Origin of the sequence: Streptomyces sp. 2-1, assembly GCF_048564895.1 — a bacterium.
GTDB lineage: Bacteria > Actinomycetota > Actinomycetes > Streptomycetales > Streptomycetaceae > Streptomyces > Streptomyces phaeochromogenes.
This window is the reverse complement of record NZ_CP183383.1, coordinates 1,354,340-1,377,646: the sequence shown is the minus strand read 5'-3', so window position 1 is coordinate 1,377,646 and position 23,307 is coordinate 1,354,340. Positions and strand designations below refer to the sequence as shown.

Here is a 23,307-nt window from a genome sequence, read left to right as displayed (position 1 = left end):
TCGCACGCCACCCGGCGCGGCGTCGCGCTCAGGCATGCCCTTCTTCTCTCCCATCCCAGGAGTTCCACCATGACCGCGCAACGCGCACTCGTCCGCCGTACCGCCCTCTCTGTCACCGCGGGAGCCGCCGCACTCGTCCTCGCCGCCTGCGGCAGTGACAGCGGCAGCGGAGGACACGACATGGGGTCCATGGAGTCCGACTCCAGCCCCACCGCGACCGCCTCGGCCAAGGCCGGCGACCACAACGACGCGGACGTCGACTTCTCCAAGGAGATGATCCAGCACCACCGCCAGGCCGTCGACATGGCCGAACTGGCAGCCGACCGTGCCTCCTCGCAGGAGGTCAAGGACCTGGCCACCAAGGTCAAGGGAGCGCAGGACCCGGAGATCAAAACCATGTCCGGCTGGCTCACCTCGTGGGGCGAGGACGTGCCCCAGGAGATGTCCGGCGCCATGGGCCACGACATGTCGTCCGCTATGCCCGGCATGATGAGCGGCAAGGACATGGACAAGCTGGAGAAGGCGTCCGGCGCCGAGTTCGACACCATGTTCCTCACGATGATGGTCGAGCATCACGAGGGCGCCGTCGAGATGGCCGAGACCGAGAAGGCCGACGGCAAGTACGGCCCCGCCACGAAGCTCGCGGACGCCGTCGTGACGGCCCAGACCGCCGAGATCAAGCAGATGAACAAGATGCTCGGCAAGAGCTGACGTCTCATCAGGATGAGGTGGATCGACGGGGCGAGAACCCCGTCGGCCCACTCGGGCGGCAGGCGTTCCCGCACCCGTCCCCGGCCATCTGGTGATCTCGTCGTTCGGAACGCAACCTTCAGTCGGGTACGGGTGAACGGCCGCCTGCGTTCACCCGTACCCCTTGTCGTACACCTGGCCGCTCGCGCGGACGGGAACAGCCCGGATTCGGAGAGGTACGTGTCACAGCAGCCACAGCGAGGACGGACCGGCCGCACTTTCACCGCCTGCGGGGTGCGCCGCGCCGCCCTGATCGGCGGCCTCGCCCTTCTTCCCCTGGTCACTGCCTGCAGCGGCGGGGGCGACGACAAGGCCGAGGGGGACAGCAAGCCATCGACCGCCGCCATGGCCGCCGTCGTGGCGCCGGCGAAGGTCGAGGTGATCGCCAACCTCACCGGCTGCAAGGTCAAGATACGAACCGACGCGGACGAACTCCGCGAAGGCGTCTGCCACACCCCCGAGGGCGACTACCTCATCACGACCTTTCCCGAGGAGAAGTACAAGCTGACCTGGCTGGACAGCGCCGCCATCTACGGGGGCAAGTACCTCGTCGGCCCGCGCTGGGCCATCAGCGCGAAGCCGAACATGCTCGGCCCGCTGCGCAAGAAGGTCGGCGGCACGATCCAGGACCTGGAGGCCATGCACGCGACGCAGCCCTCCCCGAGTCCGTCGAAGAGTTCGCCGAAGTACGGGCCCGAGCCGGAGCCGAGCTCGTCATAGCGGCGCTCCCGTCCTGGCGGCAGCCCCGCACCTGTTCTCGTCACCGAACGACCCCTCACGGCCGCGGCCGTGAGGGGTCGTTTCACGTTGACCTGGGCTCGCGGCCGCGTCCGGTCGGTCGGCCCTTCACTCCCCGGGGTGTGCCGCGCGGGCCGCGATGCCCTCGACGAGGATGTCCAGGGAGAACGTGAACAGCGTGTCGGGGGAGTCGGGTTCCAGCTCGCTGAGCCGTGCGAGATGCGGCAGGTCTCCTGCCGACTCGAAGCCCTCGGAGGCACGGGAGCTGCCGGAGCCCTTGGGTTCCTCGGAGTTGAAGAGATCGGCGCGCTAACCGCCGGTCGGTGCGTAGGCGCTGATGACATACAGGGCTTCGTCGTCGACCGCGTCCTTGTCCCAGTCCAGCGAGATCCTCTCCGGGTGACCGTCGGACGCGTACTCCGCCTCGGCCGTGTCGGCGTTGTCACGCCGCGCCTGCTCCAACTCTTCCAACAGCTCGCCGATGGTGGGCACTTCACCGGGCAACTGCCGCACCACCCGCCGGCTGTCCGCGTCGAGACCGACGGCCTCCGCCACCTTGCCGTCGCGGACGGTCACCCGGAAGGTGCCGATCAGACTCCGTTCCCCTTCACTCGACTTGAGTGTGTAGACGTACGAGCCGGGCTCCTTCCAGGTTGTCCCGCTCGGGGGCGTGGCGGGCTCGGGGCTGCCCGCCTGCGCGGATCCGGATCCCGAGGGCGACTCCGTGCCGCAGGCGACGGTCGCCCACAACAGCCTTCCGACCAGCCCGGCGACGGACACAAGACGACGACTGGAGTGAACGGTGGTCATGCGCACGTCGGTCATGGTGGCTCCCTCGGGACGGCTACCGCTATGACGCCGACCAGCCCCGGAACGTTCGGGGGCAACGCCCATGTCGCAGACGACCGACCGGGACCTCCAAAGGGCGACGGCCCGGAATCAGCTGTCAGGGATGCCCGTACCGCTAAGGGCCGGGACGGTGTCCTCCCGGTGGGCCAGCGAGCGGGCGGCGAGCCGGAACTGGTCGAGTTTGTCGACGATGGTCCCGCCGACGGGGGTGTGGCCCCAGATGCTGATGCCCTGGTGGGTGCTGGGCTCCCAGGTGGTCTCGTCGACGACGAGGGGGTTCCAGCCCACCTCCCACTCGAAGCCCGAGGGCGTACGGGCGTAGTAGGACAGCTCTCTGTCGTTGGTGTGCTGGCCGACGGACAGGGCCATGTCGAAGCCGAGTTCGCCCACGCGCCGGTAGCTCTGGGCGACGTCGTCGAGGGTGGCCGCCTGGATGTTGAGGTGCTGGACGCGGGTGCGGACCGGGTCGACGGGCAGGCCCCGGACGGCGGCGACGGCGATGGAGTGGTGGCGCTCGTTGACACGCAGGAAGCGGATCTTGAGCTTGACGCCGTTGATGGTCTCGTCGATGCAGTCGGTCAGGCGGGCGTCGAAGACCGTGTTGAAGTAGCCCCGGAGCTGGGCCGGTTTGGCGGACGTGATCGCGACATGCCCCATCCCCGAGTCACCTGTGACGAACCCGGAGGCCCGCATGCGCAGCGGGTCCGCCGACTTCAGCGGGTTCGTATAGATCTCCTGGGTGATGCCCTTGGGGCCGGGAAAGCGCAGCAGTCGCTCGACGCCGCGCAGGGCGGCTTCGTCGGGGGTGCCGTGGGCCATGGGAACGCCGTGGGCGTATATGCGTGCCTCGATCCGTTCGAAGGTGACCTCGTCGTCGACGTGCCAGCCGGTGGCGACGACATCCTCGGCCGGGCCGCGCCGGAGCAGGAAGCGGCACTCCTGGTCGTCGAGGCGGAAACGCATCAAGTCCGTGTCGAGGGCGTCGTGGTGCATGCCGATGGCGTCGGTGCCGAAGCGGCGCCAGTCGGTGAAGCGGTTGGTCTCGATGACGATGTAGCCGAGGTGGACGGCACCGAACACGGACGCGTTCCCAGGCGTGTTCATCGTCGGCCCGCCAGGAACTCGGCGCACATCCGGTTGAAGAGCTCGGCCCGCTCGAACTGCACCCAGTGACCCGTGTTGGCGACCACGTACAGGTCGCAGTCGGGCATGCGGTCGGCCAGCATGCGCCCACCGCCGGGCCGGTTGACCAGGTCCTTGGCGCCCCACAGCACCAGGGTGGGCACGGGGAGGCGGTCCAGGCGCCGGTCGCGGGTGAAGTCCATCTTCCACAGCGTGCGCAGCGCGTTCCGGCCCGACGGACGGCGCAACGGCGGGGCGGCGACGACCTCGGGGTCGATGCTGGCCCGGTAGCGCTCGTCGATCGCCGAGTCCGGGACGTCGGCGGCGTTGAAAACCAGATACTGGCGGATGAACGTCTCCAGCTTCAGCCGGGAAGGGCCGTCGCCGCCGTAGTAGTTGAGCAGGTTGTTCAGGCCCGCTGTCGGGAGCGAGCGGGTGGTGCCGATACCGCCGGGCCCCATGAGCACCATGCGGTCGACCCGGCCGGGCGTGTCCAGCGCGAGGCGCAGCGCACAGGCACCGCCGTAGGAGTTGCCGACCAAGTGGGCGCGCTCCAGGCCGAGTTCGTCCATGACTCCGCGGATGTGGTCAGCGAGGTACCCGAACGGATCGGCTGCGTCCATGCCTTTGGTGCTGCGTCCGTAACCGGGCAGGTCGGGGACGATGACCCGGTACTTCTCGGCCAGGGCCCCGATGTTGCGCCTGTAGTTGGAGACTCCGGAGGCGCCGGGGCCGCCGCCGTGCAGGAGCAGCAGGGGCGGGCCGTCACCGGTCTCGGCGACGAAGATCTTCTTGCCCGCGATGTCGAGCAGGGACTCGCGCATCGACGGCAACTCGGTCTGTGTGGTCATGGTGTCCTCACTGACTGGATCACTGGGCGGATCATTGGAGGGATCGCTGGGGGGGGCAGGGTTGCTGGGGGTGGATCACTGGGTGGTGGTCACGGTCGGGCGCGCCGCGGGGGTGAATCCGTCTGGGGGCGGCGGGAGTTGGGAACCCGCGGGAGCGGCCGCGTAGACGTAGGCGTCCGGCCGCAGGGCGAGCGTGGCCGCGCGGTGTCGGGCCAGCCAGGGCAGCAGGACGCCGTCGCTGTCGACGAGGGTGCCCTCGGCCGGCCGGGATCCGGCGGGCGTGACGGTGACCGAGGGGACCCCCGGTCGGTCCCACGCGGGCTGGGGCGTGACCGATCCGGAGTGCAGGAGCAGCCAGCGGTTGCCGAGCACGTCGTCCAGCCGTACGCGCACTCCGTCGGGCCCGGTCACCCAGGGCTGGGGGATCTGGAGGCCGGAGGCCTTGGTGCGGGGGCGGGCCTGGAGGCCGGTGGCGTAGCGGGCGACGGGTATCCACTTCGAGTCCTGCAACCAGTTGCCGAAGCCCGGCACGCGGTTGAGGACCCGCAGTCCGGAGTCGCGCACCGCGGCCACGGGCCGGCGCCGCTCGGTGATGATCCGCCCGACGAACACCGCGCGTCTTGTGACTTCCCTGACGTGCGGTTTCCGTTCGGCCTCGTAGCTGTCGAGCACGGACTCGGGGAGTTCGCCGCGCAGGACGGCGTCGAGTTTCCAGCACAGGTTGGCCGCGTCGCGCACCCCGGCTGCCATGCCCTGGCCGATCCACGGCGGCATCGCATGGGCGGCGTCACCGGCCAGGAAGACCCGGCCCACCCGGAATCGCGCGGCGAATCGCACATGGTGGCTGTAGACGGTGGCCCGCAGGATCCTGATGCTGTCCCGGCTGATTCCGTACCTGGCCACGAGCGCGTACACCGCCTCGTCGGTCGTCAGGTACGTCTCGTCGTCGCCCGGCAGGATCGGGAACTCCCAGCGGTGGTGGCCGAGCGGGGTGGGGCAGTCCACGGCGGGCCGCGCCGGGTCGCAGTGGAAGCGCAGCCGGTCGTGGTCCGGCCACGGCTTGATCATCTCGGTGTCGATCACCACCCAGCGGTCCTCGTACGTGCGCCCCTCGTAGCCGACGTTCAGCTGCGAACGGATCAGGCTGGAGCCGCCGTCGGCCGCGATCACATACGAGGCGCGCAGCCGGTGCACGGAGTCGTCGGCCGTGCCGACCACCGTCAGTTCGACGCCTGCCCCGGCCCCGTCTGCGGACTGGCGCAGCCGCAGGCACTCGTGCCGCAGCAGCACCTCGACGTTCGGGTGGCGGGTGACCCCGTCGCGCAGGACCCGCTCCAACGCGGGCTGGTAGATGAACAGTTGTGGCGGGTGCCCGTGGCCGCGCGGGGTCGGGTGCGCGGAGAGGAAGGGGCGGCCTCGGGCGTCGACGAAGTCGAGGGGCCGCTCGGTCAGCATGTCCTGCGCCAGCCGCTCGGCCAGGCCGACGCGCTGCCAGATCCGCATGACCTCCTCGTCGGTGGAGATGGCCCTGGCCCGGGTGTAGATCTCGGCGTCGCGTTCCAGCACGACGACCCGCAGGCCCATCGCGCCCAGCAGGTTCGCCGCGGTCACGCCCGTGGGCCCGTAGCCGATCACCGCCACGTCGTAGTCGTTGCTCTCGCCACTGACTCCGTTCACCGGGCCACCTCGCTGTCGTCCCTGTTCGCGATGTGTTGCGAACTCGTTGCTGTAGCGTTTACTCCAATTGGAATGACCGCTACGGTAAGGTGGGTGCAGGAGACGGTCAAGTGTCGGGACGACAAGGAAGGGCGCACTTCATGACCAAGCCGCAGACGGCGCGCAGGAAGCGTGCGAACGGGGTGGAGTCGAGGCAGCGCATCCTCGACGCCACGGTGGAGATCGCGGGCGAGCGCGGCTACGAGGGCACGTCCATCGCGGCCGTCAGCGCCAAGTGCGGGCTGCCCGCCAGCTCGATCTACTGGCACTTCAAGGACAAGGACGACCTGATCGCCGCGGTCATCGAGCGCAGCTTCGAGACCTGGCTGGCGGCCGTCGAACTGCCGCTGGAGGGGACCGGCACATCGCTGGAGCGGGTCACGGTCATGGCGGCGAACGTGGCGAGGTCGCTGGTCGACGCGCCGGACTTCCTGCGCCTCGGCCTGATGCTCGCCCTGGAGCGGCGGCCCGTGGAACCCCGGGGTCGCACGGTGTTCCTCCAGGTCCGTGACATCGCCGCCCAGAAGGTCGCCGAAGTGGCCGGGACCCTGTTCCCGGACCTGGACGACGAGTCCGTACGCACCCTCACCACCTACGCCGTCGCCGGGGCAGACGGCCTGTTCGTGCACCGGGAGATCAACGGCGAGGCCGTCGACCTGGTGGCGCTGTTCGAACTGCACGCACAGCTGGTCCACGACGCGGCGACGCGCATGGCATCGAGGAGCAAGGCATGACCCTGACCGGACCGCAGCATGAGGAAGCCTGTCGGCTCCTGCGCGAGGCAGAACGGCGCGTCGCGCCGATCGACCCGCTCTCGGACCTGCTGCCAGGCCTGGAAGTGGCCGACGCCTACGCGGTCCAGCAGGGCAACATCGCCCGGCGCCTGTCCGCCGGAGCCACCGTCGTCGGCCACAAGGTCGGCCTGACCGCGGCCGCGATGCAGCAGCTGCTCGGAGTGGACGAGCCCGACTTCGGCCACCTCCTGGACGACATGGTCCACCGCGACGGCGGCACGGTGCCCGCGGCCCGTTACTGCCAGCCGCGCATCGAACCGGAGATCTGCTTCCGCCTCGCCCGGCCCCTGCGCGGCCCCGACGTCACCGTCGAGGACGTCCTGGAGGCCACCGAGGCGGTCGCCCCGGCCCTGGAGATCGTCGACAGCCGGATCCGCGACTGGAAGATCACCCTCGCCGACACGGTCGCCGACAACGCCAGCGCGGCCGGCCTGGTCTGCGGCCCCTGGACACCCCTGGCCGACGCACCCGACCTCGCCACCATCACCGCCGAGCTGCTCGTGGACGGCGAGGTCGTCGCGACGGGCAGCGGCAAGGAGGTGCTGGGGCATCCGGCCGCCGCCGTCGCGTGGCTGGCCAACACGCTCGCCGCCTTCGGTACCGCACTGGAGCCAGGACACGTGGTGCTCCCCGGCACCATGACCACCGCCCCCTTCGTCAGCGCCGGCCAACGGATCGAGGCCCGCTTCAGCGCTCTCGGCCCGGTGTCGGTGACCTTCGTCTGAGGACTTCCGCCCCAAGGAGCACCCCCTTCATGCCCACTGCGCCTGCAGCTGCACCCTGGCCGGTCGCCGTCATCGGCTCCGGCAACATCGGCACCGACCTGATGATCAAGATCCTGCGCGGTTCCGGCGCGCTCACGATGGGAGCGATGGTCGGCATCGACCCCGCCTCCGACGGCCTGGCCCGCGCCGCGCGCCTGGGCATGGCCACCACCGCCGACGGCGTCGACGGACTCCTGGCCCTGCCCGAGTTCGCGGACATCAAGCTCGTCTTCGACGCCACCTCCGCCACCGCCCACCGGGCGAACTGGGCCAAGCTGGAGCCCACCGGCGTACGGGTCCTCGATCTGACGCCGGCCGCCGTCGGCCCGTACTGCGTGCCCGTGGTGAACCTGGACGCCCACCTCGACGCCCCGAACCTGAACATGGTCACCTGCGGCGGACAGGCCACCGTTCCGATCGCCGCCGCCGTCGCGCAGGTCGCCCCCGTCGCGTACGCGGAGATCGTCTCCTCCATAGCCGCCAGATCGGCCGGGCCCGGCACCCGCGCCAACATCGACGAGTTCACCGAGACCACGTCACGAGCGCTCCGCGAAGTGGCAGGCGCCCGGCGCAGCAAAGCGGTGATCGTCCTCAACCCGGCCGAACCGCCGCTGCTGATGCGCAACACCGTGTACTGCCTCGTCGAGGGCGACTGCGACCACACCGCCATCGAGAACAGTGTCCTGGCCATGGCGGAGAAGGTGCACGCATATGTGCCCGGCTACCGGCTCAAGCAGCGGGTCCAGTTCGACACGTACGGCCCGGACAACCCCCTGCACATTCCGCAGACGGGCGAATTCACCGGCACCAAGGTGACGGTGATGCTCGAAGTCACCGGCGCCGCCGACTACTTGCCCGCGTACGCCGGAAACCTCGACATCATGACCTCCGCGGCCGTCGCCGCCGCGGAGCGGATCGCCCAGCACGCCCAGCACGCCCTCCGGGCTCAGGACGCGCAGACCACCGCGGGAGCCCTCCGATGAACCGCCTCTACATCAGTGACGTCACCCTGCGGGACGGCATGCACGCCGTCCGCCACCAGTACACGGTCGACCAGGCCGTCGCCATCGCCACCGCCCTGGACGCGGCCGGCGTCGACTCCATCGAGGTCGCGCACGGCGACGGCCTGGCGGGCTCATCCTGCGTCTACGGCTTCGGTGCGCACACCGACCTGGAGTGGATCGAGGCCGTCGCCTCCGCCGTCACCCGCGCGCGGGTCGCCACCCTGCTGCTGCCGGGCATCGGTTCCGTGCACGACCTGCGCGACGCCCACAGCGCGGGGGCGTCCGTCGTCCGCGTGGCCACGCACTGCACCGAGGCCGACATCTCGGCCCAGCACATCGCGGCCGCGCGGGAGTTGGGCATGGACACCGTCGGCTTCCTGATGATGAGTCATATGGCGGATCCTCAGAAGCTGGCCACCCAGGCCAAGTTGATGGAGAGCTACGGCGCAACCTGCGTGTACGTCGTCGACTCGGGCGGCGCCATGGTCATGAGGGACGTCACCGAACGCGTCGACGCCCTGCGCCAAGTCCTGGACCCAACCACTGAGATCGGCATCCACGCCCACCACAACCTCTCCCTCGGGGTGGCGAACTCGATCGCAGCCGTCGAGCACGGGGCCCACCGCGTGGACGCCTCCCTCGCCGGGATGGGCGCGGGCGCCGGCAACGCCCCGCTGGAGGTGTTCGTCGCTGCCGCCGACAGACTCGGATTCGAGCACGGCTGCGACCTGTTCGCCCTCCAGGACGCCGCCGACGACCTCGTACGACCGCTGCAGGACCGCCCCGTCCAGGTCGACCGCGAGACGCTCACGCTCGGCTACGCCGGTGTGTACTCCAGCTTCCTGCGCCATGCCGAGGCGGCTTCGGCGCGCTACGGCATCGACGCCCGAAGTCTGCTCGTCGAGGTCGGACGGCGGGGGATGGTCGGCGGCCAGGAAGACATGATCACCGACGTGGCACTCGACCTGCTCACCGCCCGAGAGGCACGAGAGGCCTTGGAGTCCAGCTCATGACCGCCGCCGCGGGCCGCATCGACGTCCACCAGCACGTCGTCCCCTCCTTCTACCGGGACCGTCTCGTCGGTTCGGGCATCGCCGAGGCCGGCGGCCGTGCCCTGCCGGACTGGAGCCCTGAAGCGGCCCTGGAGGTGATGGACCTGCTGGGCACCGACACGGCGATCGTGTCCGTGTCCACCCCGGGCACCGCCTTCCTCACCGATCCGCAGGAGGCCGCCGACCTGGCGCGACGGCTCAACGACTTCTCCGCGTCCCTCGCCGCAGAACACCCCTCCCGCTTCGGTCACTTCGCCACCTTGCCCATGCCCGACACCGCCGCCTCCGCGACCGAGGCCCGCCGGGCCCTGGACGACCTGGGTGCCGACGGAGTCACCCTCCTGGCCAACAACCAGGGCGTCTACCTCGGCGCGGACGGCCAGGACGCACTGTGGCAGACGCTGAACGACCGGGGTGCCGTCGTCTTCGTCCACCCGGCCGACCTCCCGGCCCCCGCCGTCGAGGGCATTCCCCCGTTCGCCGCCGACTTCCTGCTGGACACGGCCCGGGCCGCCTACCTCCTCGTACGCAACGGAGTCGTCCGGCGCCACCCGCGCATCCGGTTCGTCCTCAGCCACGCGGGCGGCTTCGTGCCCTACGCCTCCCATCGCATGGCCACCGCCATCGCGGCCGACACCGGGCGCAGCCCCCTGGACGTGCTGGACGACTTCCGCGGCTTCTACTACGACACCGCACTGTCCTCCAGCCCCGCCGCCCTGCCCACGCTGCTCGCCTTCGCCCGTCCGGGACATGTCCTGTTCGGCAGCGACTGGCCGTTCGCCCCCGCCGTCGCGGGCCAGTACTTCGCCAACGGCCTCGACAGCGGTGTGGACCCCGCCGTTCTCCGGGCCGTCAACCGAACCAACGCCGAAGCCCTCTTCCCGCGCCTGGCCGGCACCGCCGCCGCACCGATCGCGGCCCGCCCGGCCCCGACGCGCCTGAGGCAATCCGCCCAACGGGCCGTCGCCCGCCTTCTCTTCAAACTCGTCCAGCCCGGCACCGGTTGAGACACGCGTCCCCATCGAGCAGCACGACTTGAGCAGCACGACGTTGCCCGATACGGGAGTTGGCCGGATGCGTTCTGCGCGAAGCGTTGACTAGAAAGCGCTTGCCCCTTACGTTTCCCGTTCAGCAGCGTGACCCGCCGCTGGCATCTCGTATATGAGATGCCAGATGCCGGAGGCGTCATGGCCTGGGGACGTGCACTCTCCAGGATGTCGCCGCGAGCCCCGCGCGGGGGCGCTGCGTCCGCAAGGCGATCCAAATGGTGAACGTCGTTCACGTATCTGAAAAATGGACGCTCTCGAAGGGACGCACCCGCATGCGTACTCTCCCCCCACCGCTCCCCCCACGCTCCCGTCCGAGGAGACTCGTCGTCTCCGCGGTCGCGGCAGCCGCTCTCGCCATCACCACCGCCGTCGCTCTGCCGCAGTCCGCGGGTGCCGCCGAAACCTCCCCCATCGGCTTCGGCGCCGGCACCACGGGCGGCGGCGGTGCGAGTGCCGTCACCGTCTCCACGCTCGCCGCGTTCAAGACGGCCGTCACCGGCAACACCGCCAAGGTCGTCCGGGTCAGCGGGCTGATCTCGCTCACAGGTCAGGTCGACATCGGGTCCAACACCACGGTCCTGGGCGTCGGTTCGTCGTCCGGGTTCACCGGCGGCGGGCTGCGGCTGAAGGAAGTGACGAACGTCGTCATCCGCAACCTCAACATCAGCAAGCCGCTCGCGCCCTCCGACGGCGTCACCGTGCAGAAGTCCACGAAGGTCTGGATCGACCACAACTCCTTCTCGGCGGACCGCGACCACGACAAGGACTACTACGACGGTCTGCTCGACATCAATCACGGCTCCGACAACGTCACCGTGTCCTGGAACACCTTCAAGGACCACTTCAAGGGCTCGCTCGCCGGTCACAGCGACAACAACGCGAGCGAGGACACCGGGCACCTGAAGATCACGTACCACCACAACCACTTCAGCAACGTCTACTCGCGCATCCCCAGCCTGCGCTTCGGCACCGGGCACTTCTACGACAACTACGTCGAGGGTGCCGACACCGCCGTGCACTCGCGCATGGGCGCCCAGATGCTCGTCGAGAACAACGTCTTCCGTACGACGAAGATCGCGGTCACGACGAACCGCAGCAGCGACGTGGACGGGTACGCCAACCTGCGCGGCAACGACCTGGGCGGAGCCGCCACCGAGGTCTCGCGGGTCGGCTCCTTCACCTCCGCTCCGTACGGCTACAGCGCCGAGCCCGCCTCCTCCGTCGTCGCCTCGGTGACGAGCGGCGCGGGCGCCGGAAAGCTCTGACCGACCCCCACAGACCGACCCCCACAACCGGAAGAAGGCACAGGGACATGACTTCTCCAGCGATCCCGCGCGCCCGTCGGCGCGCACTGACCGGCACCCTGACCGCACTCGGCCTATCGTCTGTCATGATCACGACAGTAGGAGCGCCGCCGGCGAGTGCCGCCACCTGGCCGACGCCGTCCAGCAGCCAGGGCGTGAGTTCGACCATCTCCGTCTCGGGTGTCAGGGACGGCGGCATGGTGCGGTACTACGGCAGCGGCGACCTGGCCGGTGACGGCCAGGAGGAGGGCCAGGACCCGATCTTCAAGCTCGCCGCCGGCGCGACCCTCAAGAACGTCATCATCGGCGCGCCCGGCGCCGACGGCATCCACTGCGAGGGCAACTGCACCCTGCAGAACGTGTGGTGGGAGGACGTCGGCGAGGACGCCGCCACCTTCCGCGGCGGCTCGACGTACACCGTGACCGGCGGCGGCGCCAAGAAGGCGGCCGACAAGGTTTTCCAGCACAACGGGCCCGGCACCCTGAACATCTCCAACTTCGCCGTCAGCGAGTTCAAGACGCTGTACCGGTCCTGCGGCGACTGCTCCACCCAGTACACGCGCAAGGTGAACCTCAGCAACATCGAGGTGACCGGCACGGGATCCACCGCCCGGCTCGTCGGCATCAACGTCAACCGCAACGACGTGGCGACACTGCGGGGCATCACGATCCTGAACGACTCCAGCCGAAAGGTCATCCCCTGCCAGAAGTACAACAACAACACCGCGGTGGGTACGGGCCCCGACAGCACCAACTGCCTGTACGCCGCCTCGGACATCGCCTACAGGTAGGCCGTGACGGGTGACTTGACCCGGGTGAGCCGATCCGGGTGAACCGGTACGGGTGAGTCAGGGCCCGGCGGTCGGACGAACTTCCCTTCCCCCCACGGAGGTTCGCTCGGCCGTCGGGCGCCTGCGTGTCACCGACCGGCGGACCGCGGCTACGCCGCGAGCTCCTTGGTGATGCGGTCCAGCATGAAGGCCGAGGACTCGTGGGCCCGTTCCTCCCAGGCGAAGACGCACGCCGTGGCGACTCCGTCGAAGTCCAGCTCGCGCAGGGTGCCGAAGAAGGCGTCCCAGTCGACCTCACCCTGGCCGATGTCGAGGTGCTGGTGGATGCGCGCGGTGGTGCCGGGCGGGTTGAGAATGTAGCGAAGACCGGAAGAGCCCTTGTGGTTGAAGGAGTCGGCGATGTGCACGTGCCGCAGCTTGTCCCCGGCGTGGCGCATCATCTTCGCGATGTCCGCCCCGGCCTCCGAGGGCCCGGAGAGGTGGAAGGAGTGAGGGGCGCAGTAGAGGTAGTTCACCCAGGGCTTGTTGATGGCGCGGACGAGGTCGACCGCGGGGGTGTTCTCCTCGCAGAAGTCGTCCGGATGGGCCTCCAGGTTGAGGGCGATGCCCTCGCGCTCGAAGATGGGCAGCAGCTCGTCCATCGAGCGCCAGAAAGCGGCCTCGCTCGCGGCGGCCTGCTCGGGGCGACCGTTGAACTCCGAGTTCATCAGGGAGCATCCGAGATCGGCGGTGATCTCGATCATGCGCTTCCAGTAGCGGACGGCGGCCTGCCGCTCGGTCTCGTCCGGCGAGGACCACTTGTACAGCGGGAGCACGGAGGACAGCCCGACGCCGTGTGCGCGCAGGGAGTTCTTCAGCGCGGCGATTCGTTCGTCGTCGGCCCGCGGGTGGAGGAAGAAGGGCATGAAGTCGTCGCGGGGTGACAACTCGATGTACTCGTAGCCGAGTTCGGCGACCGTACGCACCATCTCGTCCATCGGCAGGGAGCGGAGCATGTACGGATCGAGGGCGATTTTCATACGGTGCCTCCGTAAAGGGCCGGGCGGGGCTTCATGTCGACGGCGACGACCGCGCCACCGGACTCCAGGGACTTCACGGCGGCGCCGGTGATGACGGTGGCGGCATACCCGTCCCAGGCCGACGGTCCGGTGGGCTCGGCGGCCGCCTCGACGGAGGCGATCCACTCGCGGAACTCGGTGTCGAAGGCGTCCACGAAGCGGCCCTTCCAGTCCTGCGGGACGGCGGTGCCGTGGCGCCCGGCCGTACGGACCCCGACGGCGGCCGGGTCGGGCAGCCGTACGAGGCCTTCCTCACCGACGGTCTCGCACTGGATGTCGTAGCCGTACTGGCAGTTGACGAAGACCTCCAGGTCGACGCGGACGCCGCCGGCGGTCTCGAAGTACATGATCTGCGGGTCCTTGAGGTGCGCGAACCGCTTGCTCGTGGCGCGCGGGGTGATCACTTGGGCGGAGACGATCTCGTCGTCGAGGAGCCAGCGCAGTACGTCGATCTCGTGCACAGCGGTGTCCTGCGCGGCCATGCGGGAGGTGTACGCCTCCGGGACGGTGGGGTTGCGGTGGGCGCAGTGCACGATCAGCGGGGTGCCGATGTCACCGGCGGCGATCACCTCCTTCATCTGGCGGTAGCCCGCGTCGAAGCGGCGCATGAAGCCGACCTGGACCAGGCGTCGGCCGTGGGCGCGTTCGGCCTCGACGACGCGCAGGCAGTCCTCGGCGCTGGTGGCGAGGGGCTTCTCGCAGAAGACGGGCTTGCCGGCGGCGACGGCGTTCAGGACGTGCTCGGCGTGGGTGGGGCCCCACGAGGTGACAAGGACGGCGTCCACCTCGGGGGAGTCGATCAGGTCGGTACCCGTGGGGAGCGCGGTGGCGCCGACACGGGCGGCCACCTCGGCGGCGCGCCCCGCGTCGATGTCGGTCACGGCGGTGACGGTGGCCCCGGTGACGACCTCGGTGAGTCGTCGTATGTGGTCCTGGCCGATCATTCCGGCGCCGATCACACCTACGCGTACGGTCATGGTCGTTTCCTTCGAGGGGGCTTCGAGGGCGGTGCGATGTCTCGTGGGAAGGCTCTCTGTCGCGCTCTACTAGCGCGCTCTAGTACGAGTACGATGGCTCCTGTCCAAATGTCATGTCAATGGCTTGTTGCTGGGAGATTTCGAGAGCGCCGCCGAGGCGAGCGGCTCCGGAGGGTGGTTCGAAGGTGGATGCGTCGGGCAGACAGCGGCCCACGATGGCGGACGTCGCCGCGAGGGCGGGCGTGTCCAGGGCGCTCGTCTCGATCGTCTTCCGCGGCCGTGCGGGGGCGAGCCAGGAGACCCGCGAACGGGTCCTGCGCGTCGCCGACGAGATCGGCTACCGCCCCGACAGCGCGGCCCGGCTGCTGGCCCGCGGTCGCAGCCGCACGCTCGGCGTGATGTTCACCGTGCACCAGGCCTTCCACACGGACCTCATCGAGGGGATCTACCCCGAGGCCGAACGCCTCGGCTACGACGTCCTGCTCTCCGCGGCCGCGCAGGGCCGCAGCGAGGCGAAGGCGGTCGAGGCCCTGCTCAGCCACCGCTGCGAGGCGCTGATCCTGCTGGGGCCCGACGCGGAGGCCGCCTACCTCGACGAACTCGGACAGCGCGCGGTGACCGTCTCGGTCGGCCGACGCGAACCCCGCGCCCGCGTGGACTTCGTGCACTCGGCCGAGGCCAAGGGCGCCCGACAGGCCATGGACCACCTCGTCGAGCTGGGCCACCGCCGGATCGTGCACCTCGACGGAGGCCGCGGCCCCGGTTCGGCCGAACGCCGACGGGCCTACCGGGCCGCGATGCGCCGCCATGGGCTGGAGTCCGAGGTGCGGGTGATCCCCGGAGACCACACGGAGCAGTCGGGCATCGACACCGGCCGTCTGCTTCTGACGGAGGGAGACCGGGGCCTGCCCCTGCCGACGGCCGTTCTCGCGGGCAACGACCGCAGTGCGATGGGCCTGTTGATGTCCCTGACGCGGGCCGGCGTCGACGTTCCTCGCGACCTGTCCGTCGTCGGATACGACGACAGTCACCTCTCCCATCTGATGCCGATCGGCCTGACCACCGTGCGCCAGGATGCGCTGCTCATGGCGGAACACGCGGTGCGGTTCGCCGTGGAACGACTGGAGAACCCGGAGCTGGAGCCGCGGGAAGCGGTGTTGGATCCGAAGCTCGTGGTGCGGGGGACCAGTGGACCTCCGCCGCACATCGCGGCGACCGGTGGGCCGTCGCCGGACGCGTGACCTGCGTACTCGAACCCATGGGCCGGCGAGTCGCCCCCGTTCTCACAGGTGGCGATCCGGGGCGCGACGGCCCGTTGAGCGGGACGATCGATCTCGTGGGCGGTGTGGCTTCGACACGCGAGGAGAGCGCGTTGCGCGTTCCGGCCGTCGGTGATCGATTCCACCCTGCCGGGTGCTGCGTCGATGACACGACGACCGCGACGCCGCGGCAGTCGACTCCCGTGAACCGGAGTGGGTGTGAGCGTTGGCGCGTGAACCGGTGCTTTGTGTCGACGCGGGACACACCGTGACCAAGGCCGTGCTCTTCGACGACGACCGCGGTCCGCCGGCACGGGCCGCGATCGTGGCGATGGACACGCGCGCCGATCCGGTGCTGGGGGAGTGGCGGGCCACGCCGAGCTGCGAATCGTGGCCTGACGGCGGCACCGCCACGAGAGCGAAGGCCTGAGTCCTCGGCAGCCCGAGAAGCACGTCAGCCGACGTCGAAGAGGTTCGGCAGTCGCAGGAGGTACCGGGTGCGGTCGTGGCGTTTGAGTGCCTCGAGTTCCGGGGCCCGGTACAGCGGGGTGACGGTGCATCGTTCGGCGGCCGAACCGACCCTGTCCAGAAGGGCGTTGACGGCCTGCCGGGCCGAGGTGTTGGCGCCTTCCATGGTGGCCAGGTCGATGGGCACGGCCACGTAGTCGCCGGACAGGAAGAGGTTGGGGATCTTCGTGGCCGATCGCGGACGGTGGTGGAAGGTCCCCGTCGGGTGGATGAGCAACTGCTCCTCGTTGACCGGGTTCGGGGTGCCGAGTCCGTCCACGGCCGGGTCGAGGAACCAGGAGTGCAGCACGGAGTCCTTGAGGACCGTACGGCCGGTGTCGTTGAGCGCCGCCTTCAACTGAGCCCACACCTCGCGCGCGACCTCGGCACGGGTGCACTGCTTGGCCGTCTTGCCGTACAGGACGCCCGGCCGGTCCCACTCGGAGACGTCCACGGACAGACAGTCCGCGACCGTGCCGTCCCCGAAGTCCTTGGGGAAGTCGTGGCCCGGCCAGTGCTGGGCCTGGGCGATCGCGGTCAGCGACCAGGGGGAGTCGATGAGGTCGAGGTGGCCGTGCAGGATCGGCGTACGTTCCGTCAGATAGAACTGGATGCCGGTCATCCAGTCCGTCTCCAGTCGGTCGCACTCGGCGAGTTGGGGGTCGGCGGCGCGTACGGCGGAGTTCCAGGTGAGGCGCGCGTGCTCGACCGGCATGGCCGAGATGTAGTGGTCGGCGGTGACGGTCCGGCGGGCGCCGCCAGGGTCCTCCATGACGGCCCCGGCGATCCGCCCCGAGCCCAGGGTCAGGTCCCGTACGGTCCAGCCGAGCTGGAACTCCACCCCGAGTGACTTCAGGTACGTCACCCAGGGGTCGATCCACGCCTCGTTGGTGGGCGCGTTGAGGATCCGGTCCAGTGGTCCGTCCGCGCCCCGCCCGAGGATGTTGAATGCGAAGGCCTCCAGCAGGGTGGCGACCGTACGGGTACTGGCCTCCTCCGCCTTGGTCGCCACGATGTTGCGGGTGATACCGATGGCGAGGATCCGCTGGTAGTCGTACGACATCCGGCCGGCCCGTACGAACTCCCACCACGGCATCTGCTCCCAGACCTCGTCGCGGCGTTCGTCGCAGCTGGTGAGGAAGACGAGGAAGCGGTTGGCGAAGTAGAGGGCCTCGTGGAGGGGGAGGTTGAAGGCGGTGTCCAGGATCGAGGTGAGGGCGCGGCGTATCTCGTCGGGGGTGAGTTCGGCCGGGGTGTTGCCGGGCCAGGGGAGCGGGATCCGGATGTCCTCGCGGCCTCCCGACCGGGCGAACAGCATCTCCTTGGGGGCGACGAGGTTGTCGTGGACGCCGTTGGCGTTGCCGGGGAAGGGGATGCGCCGCATGGTGTCGGGCAGGTTGTGGTAAATGCCCGGGATGAAGCGGAAGCCGTGCTCCCCGGGCAGGGGCCCACGACCGCCCGTGGCGCTGTCCGGTACGTCCATGCTGCGGGCCTTGCCGCCCAGCGCCTTGCGCTCGTAGACCGTCACCCGGAAGCCGCGTTCGGCGAGTTCGTGCGCGGCCGTGAGGCCCGCGACGCCCCCGCCCAGTACGGCCACGGTCTGCGGGGCGGCGCTGCTCTGGGCCGCCGCCTGCTGGGAGGTCGCCAGAGCGACTCCGCCGCCGGCAGCCGCGGCTGAACCCAGGAACCCTCTGCGCGTGGTACCGCCCACTGCTCCCCCTTACCGTCGGTAACCATTGGCGCACGAGGATACGAGTGCCGCACGGATCTCGGAAGGTGACCGACGAAGCCCGAGTCACTTTGGCTTGATGCCGCATCACCTCGGCGGCACCGATGGTGTGCGGCGAAGCCATTCCCGGTCCAGCTGCGGCCGGCCGCCTACCGAAAGGCGCGGGCGGCAGGTCCGGGTCCGTACGAGCGACGGTCCTGTGATGGCTGACCGGTCGTGGCGATGGGCATTGGTCTCTGGTGTGACGCGCCGCAAAGGCCACTGCCGTCAAGGGAGATGCACATGCTCAGCAAGCAGGAAGCCGCCGAAGCCGTACGTCAGGCCAAGGTGAAGACCGGGGTCACGTGGGCCCAACTGGCCGAAGCGGTCGGCAGGCCGCCGGCCTGGACCACGGCCGCCCTCCTCGGCCAGCACCCCATGGGCAAGGATGAGGCGGCCACGGCGGCGGCACTGCTCGAACTCGGCGACGATGCCGCCCTTGCTTTCCAACTCCAGCCGACCCGTGGAGCGTTGGACGCCGCCGTGCCCGTGGACCCCACGATCTACCGGCTGTACGAGGTCGTCCAGGTCTATGGGCCGACCATCAAGGAGCTGATCCATGAGCAGTTCGGCGACGGCATCATGAGTGCGATCAACTTCCGGCTCGACATCCAGCGCGTTCCCGACCCTGCGGGCGACCGGGTCGTCATCACCCTCGATGGGAAGTACTTGCCGTACCAGTGGGAGTGAGGCCCAAGCCCAGCCACTCGTGATCCGGCCGAAGGTGCGAGGATGCGCTCGTGGTGACAGATGCCGAGTGGACCCGGATTCGCAGGGGGCTGCGGTTCGGGCAGGTTTTCGAGGGCACCGTCGTGAAGGTTCCTCGGCCCGGTGCGATCGGGATCTTCGTGGACATCGGCCTGAGCGTCGGAGGCTTCGTCGACGTCCTGTTGCTTCCGGAACAGACCGAGGACTGGCCGACGGAAGGCACGGTTGCCGATTTCGAGATCTGGTGGGCCGACAGCCGCCGGCAGATCCGGCTGAAGCCGTCCGACTCCCACTATCTGCGGAACGACTTCACCGGCTTTGTGGAACGCTTCCGTCCCAACTGGCCGTTCGAGGTCGGCCAGCCCGTTCGTGACCCCGGGCCTCCGCCCCCTCGATGAGGCGCTGGAGGATGGAGGCTGGAGGCCGGCGGGTGGCCACAGGCCACGTAGGCCGGCAGGGTCGGCCACATCGTTCTACTGCTACTGCTACTGCAGTGCGTGGACCGCGGCTGAGAACACCGGGGGCATCCGGGATGCTGCGGGGACGATGAGGCGGGCGGTGCCAGGTCGGCGGCCGGCGGCCAGCAGGGCGCCGGTCAGCAGTCGGTGGCGGCGGGTCAGCCGGGTCCAGGCGCGCTCGTACGCGTCCGGTCGCCCGGCGGCCAGGCAGCGGACGGCGGCCCCGGCGGTCGCCAGCGCGAGCGCGATGCCCTCGCCGGTGAGGGCGTCCAGGTAGCCCGCGGCGTCGCCGACGAGCAGGACCCGGCCGGCGGTTCTGCGCCGCACCCGCTGCCGCAGTGGTCCGGCGCCGCGTACCGCCGTCGCGGCCGTTCCGCGCAGCGAGGCTGTGAGAGCGGGGAAGGCAGCCAGGTGCTCGTCGTACCCGCGACGGCTGCGGCTGAGGATCGCGACGCCCACCAGGTCGTCGCCGACCGGTGTCACATAGGCCTCGCCGTGCCGGGACCAGTGGACCTCAACGAAGTCCGTCCACGGCTCGACGCGGTAGTGCCGGCGCAGTCCGTACCGGCCGTGGGGGCGGTTCGGCAACTCCAGCCCCAAGGCGCGCCGCACCGGGGAGTGCAGGCCGTCGGCGGCGATCAGCCAACGGGCCGTGGTCCCGGCGGCGGTGACCGCGTCCGCGCTCTGGTGTACCGCGCCGATCTTGCCCGGCAGCATGCGCACGCCCAGGTCGAGGGCGCGCTGGTGCAGTGCGGAGTGCAGCGTCGTACGGCGGACCCCCAGCCCGCTGCGACCGCGGAAGGACGCTTCGGCGAAGGCGGTGCCGTCCACGTAGCGGATGCCGCGCAGTTCGCGGCCACCGACGTCGACGCCCAGTGCTCGCAGCGCGGCGACTCCGCCGGGCATGACGCCTTCGCCGCAGGCCTTGTCCACGGGCGAGGTCCGGGGTTCGACGACGACGGCCTCCAAGCCGGCGAGCGCGGCGTGGATGGCGGCGGCCAGACCGGCCGGCCCGCCGCCGGCCACCAGGACGTCGATCACGCCGGAGCGGGCGTGGTCGAGGTGGTCGAGAGAGTCGCGGCGGTCAGCGCCCGGTTCTCGCAGCGGATGCGCACGGTGAGCAGGGCGGCGTTGAGCACGGTGAACGCGGTCGCGGTGACCCACGCTGTGTGGACCAGGGGCAGCGCCACCCCCTCGGCGACGACGGCCACGTAGTTCGGGTGCCGCAGCCACCGCCAGCGGTAGGGGCCACCGGTCACCAGCGGCAGGCCGGGTACGACGATCACCCGGGTGTTCCAACGAGGCCCAAGGGTGTGGATGCACCACCACCGCAGAGCCTGGGAGGCCAGGAGCACAGCCAGCATCGGCCAGGCCAGGGCGGGTACGAAGGGGCGGTCGGCCAGCCACACCTCGGCCGGACAGGCGATCAGCAGGCCGGTGTGGAGGGCGACCATCGCCGGGTAGTGGCCCTGCCCGGCCACCGTCGCGCCGCGGGCGGTGCTCCAGCGCTCGTTGCGGCGGGCGACGACGAGTTCGGCGACGCGTTCACCGGCGACGGCCGCCACCAGCAGTCCGTACCAGATCATGTGTCCACTGTCCTTCGTGTCTTTCGTGTTCCTCGTGTCTTTCAGGGGGGCGAACTACCAGCGCAGCAGGACGAGTTCGGAGGCGAAGCCGGGGCCCATCGCCAGCAGCACACCCGGCGTGCCCGGGGGTGGGCGGCGTTCGGCCAGGGTGTCGCGCAGTACGTGGAGCACCGACGACGAGGACAGGTTGCCCACGTCGGCCAGGTGACGCCAGGTCACATCGAGTGCCCCCTCGGGCAGGTCGAGGGCCTCGGTGACGGCCTCAAGGACCTTGGGGCCTCCCGGGTGGCACACCCAGGCGGTGACGTCCTTCGGCTTGATTCCGTGGTCGCCGAGGAACCCCTCGACGTCGTCGGCGAGGTACCGGCGCACCACATCGGGGACCTGGGGGTCGAGGACGACCCGGAAGCCGGAGTCCTTGATGTCCCAGCCCATGACGCGTCCGGTGTCCGGATACAGGTGGCTGCGGGTGTCCACGATCGTCGGGCCGGCGCTCTCGTCCCGGCGGCCCTGGCGGCCCGGGGGGACCCGGCGGTTCGCACCGCAGGCGACGACCGCGGCGGCGCCGTCGCCGAACAGCCCGGTGGCGACCAGGTTGGCCATGGAGGCGTCGTTGCGCTGGAAGGTGAGCGAGCACAGTTCGACCGACAACAGCACCGCCACGTGGCCGGGCCGGCCGAGCAGGTAGTCGTGCATACGGGCCAGGCCGGCGGCGCCACCGGCACAGCCCAGGCCGAACAGGGGCAACCGTGTGACGTCCGGCCGCAGTCCGAGGCGGCCGGCCAGCCGTGCGTCGATCGAGGGGGTCGCGATGCCGGTGACGGAGGTGAAGATCAGCAGATCCACGTCGGCTGCGGACAGACCGGCCATGTCCAGTGCGCCCCGGACGGCCTTGGCGCCCAGGTCGGTGGCAGCCGCGATGAAGACATCGTTGGCGGCGCCGAATCCGTCCAGTTCCGCATAGCGTTCGAGCGGCAGCGTCATATGGCGCGAGCGGACCTTCGCGCTGCGGTGCAGCCGGTCCAGGACCCGGCGGTCGGTGCCCTCGGGCAGGCAGGTGCGGGCCACTATGTCGGTGATCTCGGACTGCGTGCGACGGTGCGGTGCGAGGACACCGTGAACGGCGGCGATCCGCGTCATATGGTTCCCGTCCGATTCGCGGCTCTGGTGAGTTGCCACCCACTCCGGTGAGTCGCTCCCCACTGGTTCCCCGACCCGGCACGTCGGCACCAGGAATCGCCCGTCCGGCCGTTCCTCCCCGGGGCGTGTGCTCCGGCCGGACGGGGCTCGGGCGCCTACGATCGGCCGGGTGAGCAGTCCCGAACAGGTTACGGGCGGCCCGGCCGCGAGTTGGGCCGGCCGGATGAGCGGCCTGGCCGGATCCTGTCACCCCGGTCCTGTCGTGGCGGTCACCACGTTGATGGCCGCTCTCGCCGTCACCGCCGGTCAGAGCGCCGCGCGTTGCGTCCTGACCGCCGCCGCCGTGCTGACCGGGCAGCTGTCCGTCGGCTGGTGCAACGACGCGTTCGACGCGAGCCGGGACATCGCCGCCGGCCGCCGCGGCAAACCCGTCGTCGACGGCACGGTCGGTGTGACGGAGGTGTGGGGAGCCGCTTTTGCCGCGCTGGCGCTGTGCGTGCCGCTCTCGCTCGCCTGCGGCCTGTGGGCGGGCGTCGTTCACCTGACCGGGGTGGCGGCGGCATGGGCGTACGACCTGCGGCTCAAGGCGACAGCATGGTCCTGGGCGCCGTACGCGGTGGGTTTCGCCGCCCTCCCGGCGTTCGTGGCATTGGGCCTGCCGGGACAGCCGTGGCCCGCCTGGTGGGTCGTCACCGCCGGGGCCCTACTGGGGATCGGCGCCCACCTGGGAGACGTACTGCCGGACATCCGCGGGGACCTGGCGACGGGCGTACGGGGCTGGCCGCACCGGCTTGGCCCGGACGGCGCACGGCTGCTGCTGCCGGTGCCCCTGGTGGCCGCGTCCGCGGTACTGGCACTGGGGCCCGCCGGACCACCCGGCCGGTGGGGTGTGGCTGCGTTCGCGGTGGCCGCCGCGGTCGCGGTGGCCGGGACGGTACTGGGACGCCGCTGGGAACGAGCGGCGTTCGCGGCAGCGGTCACCGTGGCGGTGGTGGACGTGGCACTACTACTGATGCGCGGCACCGGAATCGCCTGACCGCGCCGCCTCGTCGGCCCGACCTT

General features: G+C 70.3%; 24 protein-coding genes. 14 read left to right on the top strand and 10 right to left on the bottom strand.

Annotated features, from left to right (window positions below; genetic code table 11):
* Window positions 1-69: 69 nt before the first annotated feature.
* Both ACN20J_RS06225 and ACN20J_RS06220 read left to right on the top strand, forming a co-directional pair.
* Window positions 70-711 carry a DUF305 domain-containing protein gene (locus tag ACN20J_RS06225; RefSeq protein ID WP_419665450.1) on the top strand — a complete coding sequence of 214 codons (642 nt, stop codon included), beginning with the start codon at window positions 70-72 and terminating at the stop codon, window positions 709-711.
* Window positions 712-930: 219 nt separating this feature from the next.
* Window positions 931-1,470 (top strand): hypothetical protein, encoded by a 540-nt coding sequence (locus tag ACN20J_RS06220; RefSeq protein ID WP_419665449.1) that lies wholly within the window; start codon window positions 931-933, stop codon window positions 1,468-1,470.
* Window positions 1,471-1,797: 327 nt separating this feature from the next.
* Here the strand turns inward: ACN20J_RS06220 and ACN20J_RS06215 are convergent, their stop codons facing one another.
* The 4 genes from ACN20J_RS06215 to ACN20J_RS06200 form a co-directional block, all read right to left on the bottom strand.
* A complete protein-coding gene (locus ACN20J_RS06215; RefSeq protein ID WP_419665448.1) occupies window positions 1,798-2,313 on the bottom strand; it encodes a DUF6174 domain-containing protein in 516 nt (171 codons plus the stop codon).
* Window positions 2,314-2,427: 114 nt separating this feature from the next.
* The gene (locus ACN20J_RS06210) at window positions 2,428-3,441 is read right to left on the bottom strand and encodes a VOC family protein (RefSeq protein ID WP_419665447.1); all 1,014 of its coding nucleotides are present in this window, start codon (window positions 3,439-3,441) and stop codon (window positions 2,428-2,430) included.
* Window positions 3,438-4,310, bottom strand: a complete 873-nt coding sequence (locus ACN20J_RS06205; protein ID WP_361999433.1) for an alpha/beta fold hydrolase — start codon at window positions 4,308-4,310, stop codon at window positions 3,438-3,440. Before ACN20J_RS06205 ends, ACN20J_RS06210 begins: the two co-directional genes overlap by 4 nt.
* A 75-nt stretch (window positions 4,311-4,385) precedes the next feature.
* On the bottom strand, window positions 4,386-5,987 hold the full coding sequence (locus ACN20J_RS06200; RefSeq protein ID WP_419665446.1) for a bifunctional 3-(3-hydroxy-phenyl)propionate/3-hydroxycinnamic acid hydroxylase: 1,602 nt from the start codon (window positions 5,985-5,987) through the stop codon (window positions 4,386-4,388).
* A 140-nt stretch (window positions 5,988-6,127) separates the two neighbouring features.
* On the opposite strand from ACN20J_RS06200, the gene ACN20J_RS06195 reads away from it, so the two are divergent.
* From ACN20J_RS06195 to ACN20J_RS06165, 7 genes are all read left to right on the top strand, one after another.
* Window positions 6,128-6,760 carry a TetR/AcrR family transcriptional regulator gene (locus ACN20J_RS06195; RefSeq protein WP_361916149.1) on the top strand — a complete coding sequence of 211 codons (633 nt, stop codon included), beginning with the start codon at window positions 6,128-6,130 and terminating at the stop codon, window positions 6,758-6,760.
* Window positions 6,757-7,545 (top strand): 2-keto-4-pentenoate hydratase, encoded by a 789-nt coding sequence (locus ACN20J_RS06190; protein WP_362298316.1) that lies wholly within the window; start codon window positions 6,757-6,759, stop codon window positions 7,543-7,545. Before ACN20J_RS06195 ends, ACN20J_RS06190 begins: the two co-directional genes overlap by 4 nt.
* A 29-nt stretch (window positions 7,546-7,574) precedes the next feature.
* Window positions 7,575-8,567, top strand: coding sequence for an acetaldehyde dehydrogenase (acetylating) (locus ACN20J_RS06185; protein WP_419665445.1), 993 nt, complete (start codon window positions 7,575-7,577; stop codon window positions 8,565-8,567).
* Window positions 8,564-9,601 carry a 4-hydroxy-2-oxovalerate aldolase gene (gene dmpG / locus ACN20J_RS06180; protein ID WP_419665444.1) on the top strand — a complete coding sequence of 346 codons (1,038 nt, stop codon included), beginning with the start codon at window positions 8,564-8,566 and terminating at the stop codon, window positions 9,599-9,601. Before ACN20J_RS06185 ends, dmpG begins: the two co-directional genes overlap by 4 nt.
* Window positions 9,598-10,647 (top strand): amidohydrolase family protein, encoded by a 1,050-nt coding sequence (locus ACN20J_RS06175; protein WP_419665443.1) that lies wholly within the window; start codon window positions 9,598-9,600, stop codon window positions 10,645-10,647. The genes dmpG and ACN20J_RS06175 overlap by 4 nt, the downstream gene beginning before the upstream one ends.
* Before the next feature lie 314 nt (window positions 10,648-10,961).
* Window positions 10,962-11,954, top strand: coding sequence for a pectate lyase family protein (locus ACN20J_RS06170; RefSeq protein ID WP_419665442.1), 993 nt, complete (start codon window positions 10,962-10,964; stop codon window positions 11,952-11,954).
* 47 nt (window positions 11,955-12,001) lie between these two features.
* A complete protein-coding gene (locus tag ACN20J_RS06165) occupies window positions 12,002-12,784 on the top strand; it encodes a pectate lyase (RefSeq protein ID WP_419665441.1) in 783 nt (260 codons plus the stop codon).
* 149 nt (window positions 12,785-12,933) lie between these two features.
* Here ACN20J_RS06165 and ACN20J_RS06160 read toward each other — a convergent pair whose 3' ends face one another.
* Together ACN20J_RS06160 and ACN20J_RS06155 are read right to left on the bottom strand one after the other, a co-directional pair.
* On the bottom strand, window positions 12,934-13,803 hold the full coding sequence (locus ACN20J_RS06160) for a sugar phosphate isomerase/epimerase family protein (protein WP_189838838.1): 870 nt from the start codon (window positions 13,801-13,803) through the stop codon (window positions 12,934-12,936).
* Window positions 13,800-14,819, bottom strand: coding sequence for a Gfo/Idh/MocA family oxidoreductase (locus tag ACN20J_RS06155; protein ID WP_419665440.1), 1,020 nt, complete (start codon window positions 14,817-14,819; stop codon window positions 13,800-13,802). Before ACN20J_RS06155 ends, ACN20J_RS06160 begins: the two co-directional genes overlap by 4 nt.
* 215 nt (window positions 14,820-15,034) lie before the next feature.
* On the opposite strand from ACN20J_RS06155, the gene ACN20J_RS06150 reads away from it, so the two are divergent.
* Together ACN20J_RS06150 and ACN20J_RS06145 are read left to right on the top strand one after the other, a co-directional pair.
* Window positions 15,035-16,060, top strand: coding sequence for a LacI family DNA-binding transcriptional regulator (locus tag ACN20J_RS06150; RefSeq protein ID WP_419665439.1), 1,026 nt, complete (start codon window positions 15,035-15,037; stop codon window positions 16,058-16,060).
* Window positions 16,061-16,346: 286 nt separating this feature from the next.
* Window positions 16,347-16,508 (top strand): hypothetical protein, encoded by a 162-nt coding sequence (locus tag ACN20J_RS06145; protein WP_361916126.1) that lies wholly within the window; start codon window positions 16,347-16,349, stop codon window positions 16,506-16,508.
* A gap of 24 nt (window positions 16,509-16,532) precedes the next feature.
* Here ACN20J_RS06145 and ACN20J_RS06140 read toward each other — a convergent pair whose 3' ends face one another.
* On the bottom strand, window positions 16,533-18,296 hold the full coding sequence (locus tag ACN20J_RS06140) for a hydroxysqualene dehydroxylase (RefSeq protein WP_419665438.1): 1,764 nt from the start codon (window positions 18,294-18,296) through the stop codon (window positions 16,533-16,535).
* A gap of 300 nt (window positions 18,297-18,596) precedes the next feature.
* On the opposite strand from ACN20J_RS06140, the gene cynS reads away from it, so the two are divergent.
* The gene (gene cynS / locus ACN20J_RS06135) at window positions 18,597-19,043 is read left to right on the top strand and encodes a cyanase (RefSeq protein WP_359945662.1); all 447 of its coding nucleotides are present in this window, start codon (window positions 18,597-18,599) and stop codon (window positions 19,041-19,043) included.
* Between the two features lie 50 nt (window positions 19,044-19,093).
* Window positions 19,094-19,459 carry a hypothetical protein gene (locus ACN20J_RS06130; RefSeq protein WP_419665437.1) on the top strand — a complete coding sequence of 122 codons (366 nt, stop codon included), beginning with the start codon at window positions 19,094-19,096 and terminating at the stop codon, window positions 19,457-19,459.
* A gap of 87 nt (window positions 19,460-19,546) precedes the next feature.
* On the opposite strand, the gene ACN20J_RS06125 is transcribed toward ACN20J_RS06130, so the two are convergent.
* Genes ACN20J_RS06125 through ACN20J_RS06115 form a run of 3 tightly spaced genes read right to left on the bottom strand, consistent with a single transcriptional unit; the run spans window position 19,547 to window position 22,245 of the window.
* Window positions 19,547-20,560, bottom strand: a complete 1,014-nt coding sequence (locus ACN20J_RS06125) for an NAD(P)/FAD-dependent oxidoreductase (RefSeq protein WP_419665436.1) — start codon at window positions 20,558-20,560, stop codon at window positions 19,547-19,549.
* Window positions 20,557-21,105, bottom strand: a complete 549-nt coding sequence (locus ACN20J_RS06120) for an isoprenylcysteine carboxyl methyltransferase family protein (RefSeq protein ID WP_419665435.1) — start codon at window positions 21,103-21,105, stop codon at window positions 20,557-20,559. The genes ACN20J_RS06125 and ACN20J_RS06120 overlap by 4 nt, the downstream gene beginning before the upstream one ends.
* A gap of 54 nt (window positions 21,106-21,159) precedes the next feature.
* Window positions 21,160-22,245 (bottom strand): type III polyketide synthase, encoded by a 1,086-nt coding sequence (locus tag ACN20J_RS06115; protein ID WP_419665434.1) that lies wholly within the window; start codon window positions 22,243-22,245, stop codon window positions 21,160-21,162.
* A gap of 169 nt (window positions 22,246-22,414) precedes the next feature.
* Between ACN20J_RS06115 and ACN20J_RS06110 the strand changes: the two genes are divergently transcribed.
* A complete protein-coding gene (locus tag ACN20J_RS06110) occupies window positions 22,415-23,281 on the top strand; it encodes a UbiA family prenyltransferase (RefSeq protein WP_419665433.1) in 867 nt (288 codons plus the stop codon).
* Window positions 23,282-23,307 lie beyond the last annotated feature (26 nt).

Coding starts and splice junctions, on each gene's coding strand:
- ACN20J_RS06120 (WP_419665435.1), bottom strand. CDS start 21,105: ATGATCTGGTACGGACTGCTGGTGGCGGCCGTCGCCGGTGAACGCGTC.
- ACN20J_RS06215 (WP_419665448.1), bottom strand. CDS start 2,313: ATGACCGACGTGCGCATGACCACCGTTCACTCCAGTCGTCGTCTTGTG.
- ACN20J_RS06170 (WP_419665442.1), top strand. CDS start 10,962: ATGCGTACTCTCCCCCCACCGCTCCCCCCACGCTCCCGTCCGAGGAGA.
- ACN20J_RS06225 (WP_419665450.1), top strand. CDS start 70: ATGACCGCGCAACGCGCACTCGTCCGCCGTACCGCCCTCTCTGTCACC.
- ACN20J_RS06175 (WP_419665443.1), top strand. CDS start 9,598: ATGACCGCCGCCGCGGGCCGCATCGACGTCCACCAGCACGTCGTCCCC.
- ACN20J_RS06190 (WP_362298316.1), top strand. CDS start 6,757: ATGACCCTGACCGGACCGCAGCATGAGGAAGCCTGTCGGCTCCTGCGC.
- ACN20J_RS06195 (WP_361916149.1), top strand. CDS start 6,128: ATGACCAAGCCGCAGACGGCGCGCAGGAAGCGTGCGAACGGGGTGGAG.
- ACN20J_RS06155 (WP_419665440.1), bottom strand. CDS start 14,819: ATGACCGTACGCGTAGGTGTGATCGGCGCCGGAATGATCGGCCAGGAC.
- cynS (WP_359945662.1), top strand. CDS start 18,597: ATGCTCAGCAAGCAGGAAGCCGCCGAAGCCGTACGTCAGGCCAAGGTG.
- ACN20J_RS06185 (WP_419665445.1), top strand. CDS start 7,575: ATGCCCACTGCGCCTGCAGCTGCACCCTGGCCGGTCGCCGTCATCGGC.
- ACN20J_RS06210 (WP_419665447.1), bottom strand. CDS start 3,441: ATGAACACGCCTGGGAACGCGTCCGTGTTCGGTGCCGTCCACCTCGGC.
- ACN20J_RS06165 (WP_419665441.1), top strand. CDS start 12,002: ATGACTTCTCCAGCGATCCCGCGCGCCCGTCGGCGCGCACTGACCGGC.
- dmpG (WP_419665444.1), top strand. CDS start 8,564: ATGAACCGCCTCTACATCAGTGACGTCACCCTGCGGGACGGCATGCAC.
- ACN20J_RS06115 (WP_419665434.1), bottom strand. CDS start 22,245: ATGACGCGGATCGCCGCCGTTCACGGTGTCCTCGCACCGCACCGTCGC.
- ACN20J_RS06160 (WP_189838838.1), bottom strand. CDS start 13,803: ATGAAAATCGCCCTCGATCCGTACATGCTCCGCTCCCTGCCGATGGAC.
- ACN20J_RS06150 (WP_419665439.1), top strand. CDS start 15,035: ATGGCGGACGTCGCCGCGAGGGCGGGCGTGTCCAGGGCGCTCGTCTCG.
- ACN20J_RS06205 (WP_361999433.1), bottom strand. CDS start 4,310: ATGACCACACAGACCGAGTTGCCGTCGATGCGCGAGTCCCTGCTCGAC.